Consider the following 13,146-nt stretch of genomic DNA (forward strand, 5'->3'; position numbering starts at 1 on the left):
TCACTGGCCGGGGAGAAAAGAAATGTTCAAGAAATTCATCATCGTCGCGGTAGCGGCCGCGTTTGCCGCGGCACCGCTGCCAGCTCTGGCGCAGAGCAAGAAGGACGGTGTCATCATGGGCATGACGCTGGAGCCGCCGGGGCTCGATCCGACCAATGCGGCCGCCGCGGCGATTGCCGAAGTCACGCTCTACAACGTCTATGAGACTCTGACCAAGATCAACGAGGACGGCTCGGTGTCGCCGCTGCTCGCCGAGAGCTGGACGGCGTCGCCCGACCTGAAGACCTATACCTTCAAGCTGCGCAAGGGCGTCAAATTCCACAATGGCGAGCCGTTCGAATCCGCTGCGGTGAAGTTCTCGTTCGAGCGCAACGCAGCCGCGAACAGCACCAACAAGGACAAGAGTCTATTCCAGAGCTTCGAGAAGATCGACGCGCCGGACGCCGACACGGTCGTGGTCGCGCTGAAATATTCCGAACCGAACCTGCCGTTCCTGCTCGGGCAGGCGAGTGCCTCGATCGTCGAGCCGAAGAGCGCGCCGACCAACGTGACCCAGCCGGTCGGCACCGGGCCGTACCAGCTCGGCGCCTGGGTCAAGGGCTCCTCGATCACGCTCAACAAATGGGCCGACTATCGCAATGCCTCCGCGATCAAGCTCGCCAAGGTGACGATCCGCTTCATCGGCGATCCCGCAGCGCAGATTGCCGCCCTGCTGTCCGGTGACGTCGACGCGTTTCCGCGTGTCACGACTCGCGGCGTCGCTCAGTTCAAGGGCGATCCGCGTTTTACCGTGCTGGTCGGCGGCTCCAAGGCCAAGACCATCGTCGCCATCAACGAGAAGAAGAAGCCGCTCGACGACGTGCGGGTGCGCCGCGCCATCCTCGCCGCAATCGATCGCAAGGCGCTGATCGAGGGCGCCGTGGAAGGTTTTGGCACGCCGATCGGCAGCTTCTATACGCCAGGCTCGCTCGGCTATGTCGACACCACCGGTGTGAATCCCTACGATCCCGAGAAGGCGAAGAAGCTGCTGGCGGAAGCTGGCGTCACCACGCCGCTAGAAATCAGCCTGAAGCTGCCGCCGCCGCCCTATGCACGGCAGGGCGGCGAGATCCTGGCGGCCCAGCTCGCCAAGGTCGGCATCACCGCGAAGATCGAGAACGTCGAATGGGCGCAGTGGCTGTCGCAGGTCTTCGCGCCGAACGGGCCACACAACTATGACCTCACGATCGTCTCCCATGTCGAGCCGTTCGATCTCGTCAAGCTGACTGAACCCGACTACTATCTCGGCTATAACAACGAGGCGTTCAACGCCCTCTACAAGCAGATCGTGACGACGCCGGACGAAGCCGGCCGCGCAAAACTGCTTGGCGACGCCCAGCGCATGCTGGCAACCGATGCGGTTGCCGGCTTCCTGTTCCAGCCGCAATGGGTCACCGTTACCAACAAGAAGCTGAAGGGTGTCTGGAAGGAAGTCCCGCAGTTCGAGAACGATTTCTCGGCCTGGTCGTGGGAGTAGGGGCGCGCTTCGCGCATCGCCTTCCTGAGTTATGACGGCCGGGCTTGACCCGGCCGTCGTCGCCCGTCATCAGCCCTTGAACGTCGGCTGTCGCGGGTGGACGACATCGCTGAAGTCCGCAAATCCCTTCCACTTCGGTTCCGGTGCGGCGCACCCGGCCTGCGGCGTGTAGATCGAGGGCTCGGCGAGCTGCATTGTCGGAATGTAGCGCGGACAGTTCGGGAATATCGCGCGCGCGGTGACACGCACGATGAGCTGCGCGCCGACGGTCTCGGCCAGAAGCGGATCGGCGTCGCTCACCTTCGCCGTGCCGTTGACGCGCAGGCGCCGCGGCTTGCCGTGCATGGCGATGAAGAGGAGGCCGACATCGGCATTGACGACGATGTTGCCGAGACTCTTGAACATGCCGTTGCCGTCGTAGTCCGGAAAGGCGATCTCCGATGGCCCGATCACGCGCACGAAGCCGGGCGGCCCGCCCTTGAACGAGCAGTCCGGCTGTCCCTTCGCATCGGCCGTTGCCAGGAAAAAATAGGGCAGGCTCCCGATGAACAGCCTGTCGTCGTCGGAAAATTCTGTCCGCGTCAGCTTCTCCTCCAGCCGGTCGGAAATCCGCCGGCTGTCGAACTGGTCCTGCAACTGCCGATTTCCATCGTGAAACATCACGCTCGCGGACATTGAGGTCCTCCCGCTGAAATACTGGTCCGGCCGGACAGGCGCAGGAGGAGCATACGCCTTTCGCGTGAATTCGGATATGGTCGATCTCGTCCCTTGAGATCCGTTCCGTCCGCCAGTGGAGGCCAGGATGCTTCAGCTCTACGGAAATCTGCGATCGCGCGCGACTCGCTGCCTTTGGATGCTCGAGGAGATCGGACAGCCCTACAAGCTGATCGAAAGGAGCACCAGCCCCGCTGATCTGCAAACGTCGGACTATCTCCGTCTCAATCCGAACGCGTTGATACCGACGCTCGTCGACGGCGATCTCGTGCTGTGGGAATCCATGGCGATCAATCTCTATCTCGCACAGAAGTATGGTGGGCCGATGCATTGCGGGCCGGAGGTCACCGGCCTTGCCTCGCAGTGGAGCATCTGGGCGATGCTGGAGCTGGATGGCCTGCTGCTCGATCTGTTGATGCATCGCGCATTGCTGCCGGACTTCTGCCGCGACCCCTCGCATGCCGCGCGCTCCGAACTTCTACTGAAAAAGCCGCTCGGCATCCTCGACCAGGCGCTCGCCGCACGCGGTCATCTCGCTGGCGACGGCTTCACGGTTGCCGACCTCAACGTCGCCTCCATCCTTGCCTGGGGCAGGATTTCCCGGCTCGATCTCTCGGTCTGTCCGCATCTGGCGCGGTGGCTCGACGGCTGCCTCGCACGTCCGGCCTACGCGCGCGTGCGCGCGCTGTCGGGGCGCAACTGAGCTGCGCATTGGTGTGCCTTCTCCGTATATTTGCGGGGGACTTGCGTGGCTCTGGTTGCTACCTGTTTTTCCCGCACTCTATGCTTGCGGAATTGCCGAAAGCCGATAGCGCCATGGCATGATCATGGAAATCTTATTTAACGATTTGACTCTAATTGTCACGATGTCGTTCTGGCGTTTCATTGCGTCGAAGCTTTTTGGTGTCGCGAATGACACGTTTTTTTGGGGACATTGTATGCCGGTGCGCGGCTCCTATCGCTCGATCGCCTTCCTTGCGACGATCGCCTCGGCTGGTCTTGGCGTTCTCGGCTTCAGCACGATCGGTTTTGGCGCGGCCGTCGTCGGTGAAAGCCGGAAGGTCGAGATCACGCAGAAGGCGTCGGGCGGACTTGATGCCCTGAAGGCGCAATACCGCCGGCCGACGACGATTCCGTTTCCCAAGGATGATCCGTACACGCCCGAGAAGGCTGCGCTCGGCAAGAAACTCTATTTCGATACGCGCCTGTCGGTGAGCTCGGCGCAGTCTTGCGCGAGTTGCCACAGTCCCGGCTTCGGCTGGGGCGACGGGCTCGCTGTCGGTATCGGTCACGGCATGGCGAAGCTCGGACGCCATTCGCCGACCATCGTCAACGCCGCCTGGAGCGCGATCTTCATGTGGGACGGGCGTCTTCCGACGCTCGAGGAGCAGGCGCTCGGCCCGATCCAGTCGCCCGGCGAAATGAACATGAAGCTCGACGATCTGTTGGCGCGCCTTTCGAGCATTCCCGAATACAAGCCGTTGTTCGACGCGGCCTTTCCCGGCGAAGGCATGAAGGCGAAGACTCTCGCGCAGGCGATTGCCACCTATGAGCGCACCATCGTCTCGGAGCGCGCGCCGTTCGACGTCTGGATCGACGGCAACGAGAAGGCGATCTCGGAAGACGCCAAGCGCGGTTTCGCCGTGTTCAACGGCAAGGCGCAGTGCGCCGCCTGCCACGAGGGCTGGAATTTCACCAACGAAGGTTTTCAGGACATCGGTCTGCCGAGCAAGGATGTCGGTCGCGGCGAATATCTGCCCGGCGTCGTCAAGATGCAGCACGCCTTCAAGACTCCGGGCCTGCGCGAGATCGGCCGCCGCAGCCCCTATATGCATGACGGCTCGCTCGCGACCCTCGAGCAGGTGATCGACCACTACGACCATGCCGGCGTCGATCGTCCCAGCCGCTCGGACCTGATGCGGCCGCTCGGGCTGACGGTCCAGGAAAAGGCCGATCTCGTCGCCTTCCTCAAGACATTGACCAGCGAACTCGGTCCAACGGCCGTGCCGGTCCTTCCACGCTAGCAACGATCTTCAAAAAGGATATCCCCATGCGTACACTCGCTCTGTTCACCGGCGTCATCATCTGTGGTCTTTCGGTCGGCGCCTACGCTGCGACCGAGGTGATTCACCAGCAGGGCCGCGTCTTCTCGTCCGAAAGCATCTCGGTCAAGAAGGGCGAGGCGGTCACGTTTCTCAATGACGATACGGTGCCCCACAACATCATGTCGGCCACCAAGGGCAACGAGTTCAATCTCGGTTCACAGGCGCCGGGCACCTCGACCGATGTCTCCTTCAAGGAATCTGGCGACGTGCAGGTGATCTGCGCGATCCATCCGCGTATGAAGATGATGGTCAAGGTGACGGACTAACGGGCCCGCCGGGTACCGGAGATTGATGATGTCGATACGTTACAAGATTTTCGGTGCCTTCAGCGTCGTCGTCCTGCTCGCCTGCGCGATCGCTTTCTACGGTATTCGCGCGATAGGCAATTCCGGCGACATGGTCGTCAAGCTCTATGACGGACCCCTGATGGGGATCAACCATGCGCGCTCCGCCCATGCGGCCCTGCACGAGGCGCGCCTCGTGCTCCAGCGCAGCCTGGTTGCCGGCGCCTCGGGTGACATGGTCACGAAATTCGAAAGACTGGTGCGCAGCAGCTTCGAAGACCTCAATGTTGTGCGTGAACGCACGCCGTCGCCGTCCGTTGCAGCGGCGCGCGAGAAGGCCGAGAACCAGCTCAGGGACTGGTCGGGCGCTGCACTCAAAATCCTCAAGCCGTCGCCCGGCGGGGTGACGGAGATTCCGACGAGCTTCCTGCTCGCCGAGCAGGGCGATCGCCTGATGGCCTCGATCGACGATCTCGTCGAGCTGGTTGCAGCCTATGGCTACGAGTATCGCACTGCCGCAGAAGGGGCGGTGGAGCAGGCGCGCACCACGATGTTATCGGTTGCGGTCGGTACGGTGATGATCGGGCTGATCATCGCGCTCGCCTTCTCCTACTCGATGAGCCGGCCGATCTCGGCGGCGGTCCGGGTTGCCGAACGTGTCGCGGCCGGCAATTTCACCGATGAGATCTCCGTACGTCGCAGCGACGAGCTGGGCCGGCTCCTGAAATCGCTCGCCGTCATGCAGGCGAGCCTCAAGGCCCGCGCCGATGACGATCTGGCGCTGATTGCCGCCAAGGACCAGAGCAGCGCCGCGCAGAGCAACCGCCGGCAGCGCCTGGAAGCCGAGATCGATGCCTTCCGATCCGCCTTCAGCACGGTGCTAAGCAACACCGATCGCATGACCGGTGAACTGACCGACACGGCGCAAAACCTCGCCTCCACCGCGCGCACTGCGGGCACGCAATCGAGCGAGGCGGCATCAACCGCCAAGGAAACCTCGACCAACGTCCAGACGGTCGCGAGCGCCGCGAGTCAGCTCGGCGAATCCGTCCAAGCGATCACGTCCCAGCTTGCCGATGCGACCACGATCGTGCAGCGCGCCTCCGGCATGGCGGAAGCCGCGAACCAGACGATCGGCCGGCTGGCCGTCGCCGCGCAGCAGATCGACGAGGTGGTCGGCTTTATCCGTACGATTGCCGGGCAGACCAATCTGCTCGCGCTCAACGCCACGATCGAAGCTGCGCGCGCCGGCGAAGCGGGCAGGGGCTTTGCGGTCGTCGCCTCCGAAGTGAAGGCGCTTGCGACCCAGACCGCGAAAGCGACCGAGGACATTTCTTCGCAAATCACCGAGGTGCAGTCGGCAACGCGCCATGCCGTCGACAATGTCGGCGCCATCGCGCTGATCATCGGCGAGATCGACAGCTTTACCGGACGCATCGCGGCGGCCGTTAGCCAGCAGAATGCCGCTGCCGGCGAGATCTCCAGAAACATCGGCCAGGCGGCCAACGGCACCGCCGTTGTCGCACGCAGCATCGCCGGAACGGCAGAGGCGACCGACAACGCCAACCGGTCGGCTGACATGGTGCTTGCCACCGCGCACGATCTCTCCAACCAGGCGATGCAATTGCGCTCGTCGGTCGACCGCTTCCTGGCGAACGTGGCTGCGTGAGCGAAAGCTTCGGCGCCTCCCTTTTTGCGCCTCAATTTGAGCGTGTGTTTGCGCCCTCACGATGAGAACAGTGGGGAAGCATGCAGTTCAAACGAATATTGGCAGGCGCTGCAGTCGGCGGTCTGATTTTGGGGTGCGCTTCGGTCTCTCCGACCTACGCGGCGGGGTGCACGGTGGACAAGCTTCAGGGCGCCTATGTCTTCGACGGACGGGGCACCAACGTGCACTACGGGGTTTTCAATTTCGATGGCGGCGGCAGGTTCTCGGGCAAGCAGACCTCGATCCGCCAGACGAACAGCGCGGCGCGCGAGACGCTTCAGGGCACATATACCATCAACGCTGATTGCACCGGTGCCATGATCATGGACGGCCAGCCCGGCGGCACCGCGCATTGGGATATCTTCGTCACGTCCGACGGCAAGAAGGGGCGGATGATCCGCACCGATGCCGGCATTCACGGCGTGCGCACCTTCGAGCAGTGAGCTGACCGCGGACGAAGCGGCTTTGCGCACACCTGACGCCTGAGCTATGAAAGGCCTTGCGAAGGAGAGGTGCGCATGGCCGATCATCGGAAGGAGCTGCGGGTTGCGATCGCGGGATTGGGCTCGATCGGCACGAAGATCGCCGCCGAGCTCGATCGCGGCATCGAGGGCCTCGTCCTGACGGCGATCGCCGCACGCGATCCCGACAAGCATCGCCCATTTCTGAGCGGCCTGCACCAGCCGGCAGCCATCATGCCCATCGAGCAGCTCGCCGAGGTGGCCGATATCGTCGTCGAGTGCGCGCCGAGCCATCTGTTGCGCAGCATCGTCGAGCCCGTGGTGAGGCGAGGGAAGGCGGCGGTCGTCGTCAGCGTCGGCGCGCTGTTGGACAATTCCGACCTCATCGATCTCGCCAAGACCCATGGCGGCCGCATCATCGTGCCGACGGGTGCGCTGATCGGGCTCGATGCGGTCAACGCGGCAGCCGTCGGCACCATCCATTCGGTCAGGATGGTCACGCGTAAGCCGATCGACGGTTTGAAGGGTGCGCCGTTCATCGTGCAGAACGGCATCGACATCGACAATTTGCGCGAGCCGCTCAGACTGTTCGCGGGCACCGCGCGGGAGGCGGCCAAGGGCTTTCCGGCCAATCTCAACGTCGCGGTCGCGCTGTCGCTGGCGGGCATCGGCCCCGATCGCACCATGGTCGAGATCTGGGCCGATCCGACCGTGACGCGCAACGTGCATCGCATCGAGGTGGAGGCGGATTCCGCGCGCTTCTCGATGGGAACTGAAAACATTCCCTCGGAGAACCCCAAGACCGGCATGATCACGGCGTTGTCCGTGATCGCCCTGTTGCGCAAGCAGCGCGCCACGCTCAGCGTCGGGACGTGAGCGTGCTTACGCGCCCGTCACGCGCCAGATGACGTTGCCGACGTCGTCGGCCACCAGCAGCGAGCCGTCAGGCCCGAGCGCGACGCCGACCGGCCGGCCATAGGACTCCTTCTCGTCGGGTGCGAGGAATCCCGACAGGATGTCCCGTGCAGGACCAGAGGGTTTGCCGTTCTCGAACGGCACGAACACGACCTTGTAGCCGCTCAACGTCGAGCGATTCCAGGAGCCGTGCTGGCCGATCACCATGCCGTCGGGGAAGCCGGGCAAGGTGCCGGCTGGCATCCAGCAGAGCCCGAGCGAGGCGGTGTGTCCGCCGAGCGCATAATCCGGCGTGATCGCCTTTGCGACCATGGCTGCATCCTGCGGCACGCGGTCGTCAACGGTCTGGCCCCAATAGCAATAGGGCCAGCCGTAAAAGCCGCCGTCGCGCACCGAGGTCAGGTAATCTGGCGGGGTCTCGTCACCAAGCCCGTCACGCTCGTTGACGACGGTCCAGAGCGCGCCGGTGTTCGGCTCAAAGGCAAGGCCGACAGGATTGCGCAGGCCGCCGGCGAAGATGCGGCTTGCACCGCTTGCAAGATCGAGCTCATAGACCGCGGCGCGGCCTTCCTCGACCTCCATGCCCGTCTCGGCGATGTTGCTCAGCGAGCCGACGCCCGCATAGAGTTTCCTGCCGTCCGCGCTCGGCAACAGGCTGCGCGTCCAGTGTCCGGCCGGCTTGAAAGTGACGAGCGTGCGTCCAGAAGCCTTGATGCTTTCCGCGCCCGCGACATAGGGAAACGCGACCACGCCGTCGGTGTTGCCGACATAGAAGGTGTCGCCGATGAGCGCCATGCCGAACGGCTGGCTCAGTCCATCCATGAACGTTCCACGCTGCTCTGCGACGCCGTCGCCGTCCGCATCACGCAGCCGCGTGATGCGGTTGGCGCTGATGCCGAGCGCGGCGGCGCGCCGCATCGTCGCCTGCATCGCATAGTGAAACACGCTCCTCGGCGGACCCGCTATCTGCGTTGCCTCGGCGATCAGCACGTCGCCATTCGGCATCACGTTGATCCAGCGCGGGTGGTCGAGCCCGCTCGCGTATGCGTTGACCTTCAGTCCGGGCGCGGCGACCGGCGTCTCGCCATCGCGCCAGCCACGCGCGGTCGGCATCTTCAGCGTCGGGATGGCGCCTTGCGGCTTGGCTTCCGGAATCTGCGGTGCTCCGCCCCAGGCCGGTTGTGGCTGGGTTTCCGACATCCGCCGCCAGACGAGCGCAGCTCCGCCGATCAGCGCGACGATGCGCGCGAACACGCTGGAAAAACTCATGAAAATCCCCTGTTACGCCCGCGGAACCGATCCGGCCTGCGTGGCTGTCGCGATGGTCCTGCGGTCAGCCCGCTAGTAGAAGGCAGACGCAGATGACAGTAGTTATACGATCTTACCGTTTCCAATCGAATCGCCGAGATTGCATAGCGCTCCCTTGTCAGGGCGCTTCCTCCCTTAGAAATCCTGCCCGCCCTGGTTGGCGGGCCTCTTTTTGGGCCGCCAGGACTCCGGTGCAGGCGCGCGCCTTTCTTCGGCGCGGATCAGGCCAGCCAGCGCTTGCAGGGATGCCTGCCGGAGCGTGTCCAGCTCAAGGGCTGCGATCCGGCACTCCCCAATCGACATCGATGCGGCCGCAAGCTCGATCGCGTTGCAGGCTTCGAACAGGCGGACGAGGCCAAGCGCGCTGGCGGCGCTGCCGAGCCGGTGCGCGGATTTCGCAAGCTGCACGCGATCATCCGCGGCTACGGCCCGCATGATGTCTGCAACCAGCGTCTCACTCGTCTCTTCGAGCAGTTCGCAGAGCGCAGCGATCTGCTGCGCGCCCAGCAGCTCCTTCTGATCGCTCAGGAAACGCTCGTCGATCAGCGTGCCTGCGGCCAGCCGGGCTGTCTCCGATCCCTCTTGCAAATCGTCTTCGAGCGCGTGGCGCAGGTTCTTGATCAGGATTGGCTTGCCGACGATCTTGCTGATCCCGGCACCGGCGAGGCGCTCGCGCGCATTCCGCGACACGTCCGCGGTCACCGCAATGATGCGCGGCATCTGCTGCAATCGAAGCTCCCGGATGCGCGCCGCAGCCTCCACGCCGTCCATGTCGGGCATGTGCAGGTCCATCAGGACGACATCGAACGCCGCGCGGCGGACCTGCTCGACCGCCGACGCGCCGTCTGTGGCAATCACGGCATGGTGCCCGAGCCGGCCGAGCATGGCTTCGCCGATCTCGCAATTGACGGGATCGTCGTCGACCAGCAGTACGCGCAGCGCGCGCGATGGCGCGCGCGGCCCCCCCTGGGAGGTCTCGGGCTCGGCAAGTGCGAGCGGGACTGCGAGGTGGAACACGCTCCCGGAGCCCGGCGTGCTTTCCAGCGTCACGTCCCCGCCCATCAGTCGCGTCAGGCGGCGGGCGATCGCAAGCCCTAGCCCGGTGCCGCCGAAGCGTCGCGCAATACTGTCGTCGGCCTGCACGAAATCCTCGAAGACCCGCTCGTGCATGTCGGAGACGATGCCGATACCGGTATCGGCGACGGCGACGCGGAGCAGCGGGGCATCCTGTCGCTGCGTGAGCGCGGCCCTGAGCGTGATGCTGCCCTTCGCGGTGAACTTGACGGCGTTGCCGATGAGATTGAGCAGCACGCGATTGAGCCGCACCGGATCGCCATGCACATGCGCATTGAGGCTCGCATCGCAGGAGAGGTCGAATGTCAGCCCCTTCGCCACCGCCTGCGGACGCATCAGGTCGGCGGCCGTCTGGATAAGCTGGTCGAGGCGGAAGTCGCGGGTCTCCAGTGCTTCCGTGCTCGCTTCAAGCCGGGCATATTCAAGGATCGCATCCACCAATGCGATCAGGGTTTCACCAGATCCGGCCGCGGTCGTGAGGTGTCGCCGCTGCGTCTCGTTCAGGATCCCATCGTCGAGCAGTTGCAACACGCCCATGACGCCGTTGAGCGGCGTACGGAGCTCATGGCTGACTATGGCCAGGAAGCGCGACTTGGTCTCGTTGGCCTCAACGGCGGCGCTGCGCGCGCGCTCAGCGGCATCGTGCTCGGCGAGCGCATGATCACGGGCCTTTTCCAGCTCAGCCGTGCGTTCGGCGACCTTCCGCTCCAGCGTCGCATAGGAATCGCGCAGATGCGCGGCCATCACGTTGAACTGGTCGCCGAGCGCCTCCAGCTCGTCATTGGTGTTGATGGCGAGGCGCAAAGAGAGATCTCCGCTGCCGATCCGCTTTGCGCCCTGCGTCAGCATCTGGATGGGGACGGTCATGCGCCGGCTGAGCAGGAACGCTGCCAGAACGGCGAATGCGAGCAGGGCGACCAGCAGGAATGTCGAGCGCCCGATCGAGGCGTAAATCGGCGCATAGGCTTCGCTGATCGGCAGCTCGACGAAGACGAGCCAGCCGAGCGGAGGGACCGTTGCGTAGGTCGACAACACGCGCCGCTGCGCCAGGTCATCCTTGACGAATCCTCCCGCGGCGGGCGGGGTGCCGGCAAGTGCCGCCTGGACGTCGGGACGATTGGAAAGATCGGTGTGGCGCAGCGCCGGCCACAAGTCCGGATGTGCGATCAACTGTCCCTCGCGATCGACGACATAGGCCTTGCCGGTGCTGCCGACCTTGATCCTGGCGACGAGATCCCAGATGAAGCGCAGATTGACCTCGGCGACCGTGACTTGCGGATCGTTTCCGCCGCCGAGAACGGCAAGCGTCATGAACGGCTCGGTATCACCGAAGAAGTAGACCGGTCCGTAGTAGATGCCGCTAGCCCTGGCGCCGAGAAAAGCTGGCGAGGCCGCAAGATCGGCCTGGCTGCTGACCTTGTCGGCGAGGCGGCGTGAGACGCGGACCTGCTCGCGTCCGCGGGCATCGAGCGTTGCGATCTCGGCGATGGCGGGTGAGAGGCGCAAGAGACGGATGGCGTTCAGCCGCTCATCCTCCTGTGCCGACAGATCCGGCGGCAGGCGCGAGAGCCATTTGAGCTGGCTCTCGATCTGACCGATGAACTGGCCGATCTGGATCGCAGCCGATGCGGCCTGTTCGCGCTGGGTTGCCGCGAGGAGCTGCTTCTGCTCGCGGTAGGAGAACCAGACCTCGAGCGCAGTGTTGACGGCGAGCGCCGCGAAGGCGAGCGCGACGAACGAATAGAGATATTTGCGGAACAGCCGGCTCGGAGGCGCGCGCGAGGTGTCGTGGTCGGCCGGCTCGCTCACTCGCGGATCTCGTCGGCGCGTGCGAGCAATGTGGCCGGCAGCTTCAGCCCCAAAGCGTCAGCGGCCTTGCGATTGATCAGAAGCTCGTATTTGCGCGGCGACTGCACCGGAAGGTCGCCCGCTTTGGTCCCGCGCAGGATGAGGTTGACATAATCCGCCGAGCGCACCTCGAGAGAAGCGCCGTAGCTCATCAGCCCGCCGACGTCGATGAAATAGTGAAACGGATAGATCACCGGGACGCGGTGCTGCGCGGCGGCGTTGACGATGGTGCGCCGGTTGATGACGAGGAAGGGGTCGACGAGCGCGATCATCCCGCCCGGGGGCGCACCGGCATAGCCGCGAATGGCCTGGTCTATGCCGGTTGTGTCGTTGACCGGCAACGGCGTGACGGTCACGCCCAAGGACGCGGCTTCGGATTCGATCGAGTCGAGAAAGAAACGCCCGGCGCGCGGAGCGGTCGCAGGATTGAAGAGCACACCGACGCGCGCGATGGCGGGAGCTGCTTCCCGCAGGAGCTGAAGCCATTTGCCGCCCATTTCGGCGGTGCCGTTGGTGAAGCCGGTGACGTTGCCGCCGGGTCTCGCGAGACTCTCGACGAAGCCATTGCCGACGGGATCGTTGGCGGTGGCGAACACGATCGGGATCGTCTTGGTGGCCGCCGTCAGAGCTGCGGTCTCGATCGTCGACGAGGTCAGGATTACGTCCGGCTTGAGTGCGAGGATTTCCCGGATCGCAGCTTCCTGCTGCGCTGGGCCGCCGAAGCTCGAACGCGTCTCGTAGCGGACATTGACGCCTTCCACCCATCCGCGCTCGGTCATTCCCTGGATCAGAGCGCTCAGTCGCGAGGCAGCGCTCTCCGGTGCACTCCGGTTCGTCAGGGGGTCTCCGAGCGGCAATCCGATCAGGGAGGCGACGACGCGGACCCGGTCCGGCGATGCGGCGAGCGCAAGCCATCCCGCGGCCGATGCACCGGCGAGGCGAATGAAGTTTCGGCGGTCGACCGCCACCGGGGCGAGGGGATGCGCGGACTGCCCGGTCATGAAATAGACTGCACGATGGCCTGTTCCAGCCGGTGTGAATAGCGTGAAAGCGCGGTGATCACAAATGGTGAGGGATCGTGCCTGTGAATGCTCGTTCGCAGCTACCGGGCGTGAGAGCCTAACGGGAGTTTCTTTGCGGCCATCCGTCGAGACGCCCGCGTTTTGGCAGGAGACGAGACTGCAGGATGCCATAATTCCGAATTCTGTCAATG

General features: G+C 64.4%; 11 protein-coding genes. 7 read left to right on the top strand and 4 right to left on the bottom strand.

Annotated elements, in window-relative coordinates; translation table 11 throughout:
• Window positions 1-22: 22 nt before the first annotated feature.
• Window positions 23-1,516, top strand: coding sequence for an ABC transporter substrate-binding protein (locus SO140_RS01730; protein ID WP_498542216.1), 1,494 nt, complete (start codon window positions 23-25; stop codon window positions 1,514-1,516).
• 69 nt (window positions 1,517-1,585) lie between these two features.
• Here the strand turns inward: SO140_RS01730 and SO140_RS01735 are convergent, their stop codons facing one another.
• Window positions 1,586-2,191, bottom strand: coding sequence for a pyridoxamine 5'-phosphate oxidase family protein (locus tag SO140_RS01735; protein WP_498542217.1), 606 nt, complete (start codon window positions 2,189-2,191; stop codon window positions 1,586-1,588).
• A gap of 127 nt (window positions 2,192-2,318) precedes the next feature.
• Between SO140_RS01735 and SO140_RS01740 the strand changes: the two genes are divergently transcribed.
• From SO140_RS01740 to SO140_RS01765, 6 genes are all read left to right on the top strand, one after another.
• Entirely contained in the window at window positions 2,319-2,933 is a 615-nt protein-coding gene (locus SO140_RS01740) for a glutathione S-transferase family protein (RefSeq protein ID WP_498540710.1), read from the top strand.
• 235 nt (window positions 2,934-3,168) lie between these two features.
• Window positions 3,169-4,254 (top strand): cytochrome-c peroxidase, encoded by a 1,086-nt coding sequence (locus SO140_RS01745; protein ID WP_449378384.1) that lies wholly within the window; start codon window positions 3,169-3,171, stop codon window positions 4,252-4,254.
• 26 nt (window positions 4,255-4,280) lie between these two features.
• Window positions 4,281-4,601 (top strand): plastocyanin/azurin family copper-binding protein, encoded by a 321-nt coding sequence (locus SO140_RS01750; RefSeq protein ID WP_449378385.1) that lies wholly within the window; start codon window positions 4,281-4,283, stop codon window positions 4,599-4,601.
• 28 nt (window positions 4,602-4,629) lie between these two features.
• A complete protein-coding gene (locus SO140_RS01755; protein ID WP_449378386.1) occupies window positions 4,630-6,288 on the top strand; it encodes a methyl-accepting chemotaxis protein in 1,659 nt (552 codons plus the stop codon).
• Window positions 6,289-6,461: 173 nt separating this feature from the next.
• Complete coding sequence (locus SO140_RS01760; RefSeq protein ID WP_449378387.1) at window positions 6,462-6,770, top strand: hypothetical protein; 309 nt, start codon at window positions 6,462-6,464, stop codon at window positions 6,768-6,770.
• Between the two features lie 75 nt (window positions 6,771-6,845).
• Window positions 6,846-7,664: an aspartate dehydrogenase gene (locus tag SO140_RS01765; RefSeq protein WP_449378388.1), complete on the top strand. Its 819-nt coding sequence runs from the start codon at window positions 6,846-6,848 to the stop codon at window positions 7,662-7,664.
• A gap of 6 nt (window positions 7,665-7,670) precedes the next feature.
• Here the strand turns inward: SO140_RS01765 and SO140_RS01770 are convergent, their stop codons facing one another.
• The 3 genes from SO140_RS01770 to SO140_RS01780 all read right to left on the bottom strand — a co-directional run bounded on the left by SO140_RS01770 (window position 7,671) and on the right by SO140_RS01780 (window position 12,934).
• Window positions 7,671-8,972: a PQQ-dependent sugar dehydrogenase gene (locus SO140_RS01770; protein ID WP_449378389.1), complete on the bottom strand. Its 1,302-nt coding sequence runs from the start codon at window positions 8,970-8,972 to the stop codon at window positions 7,671-7,673.
• Window positions 8,973-9,146: 174 nt separating this feature from the next.
• The gene (locus tag SO140_RS01775) at window positions 9,147-11,894 is read right to left on the bottom strand and encodes a hybrid sensor histidine kinase/response regulator (RefSeq protein WP_449378390.1); all 2,748 of its coding nucleotides are present in this window, start codon (window positions 11,892-11,894) and stop codon (window positions 9,147-9,149) included.
• On the bottom strand, window positions 11,891-12,934 hold the full coding sequence (locus SO140_RS01780) for an ABC transporter substrate-binding protein (protein ID WP_449378391.1): 1,044 nt from the start codon (window positions 12,932-12,934) through the stop codon (window positions 11,891-11,893). The genes SO140_RS01775 and SO140_RS01780 overlap by 4 nt, the downstream gene beginning before the upstream one ends.
• Window positions 12,935-13,146 lie beyond the last annotated feature (212 nt).

This window comes from Bradyrhizobium sp. UFLA05-108 (assembly GCF_059803455.1).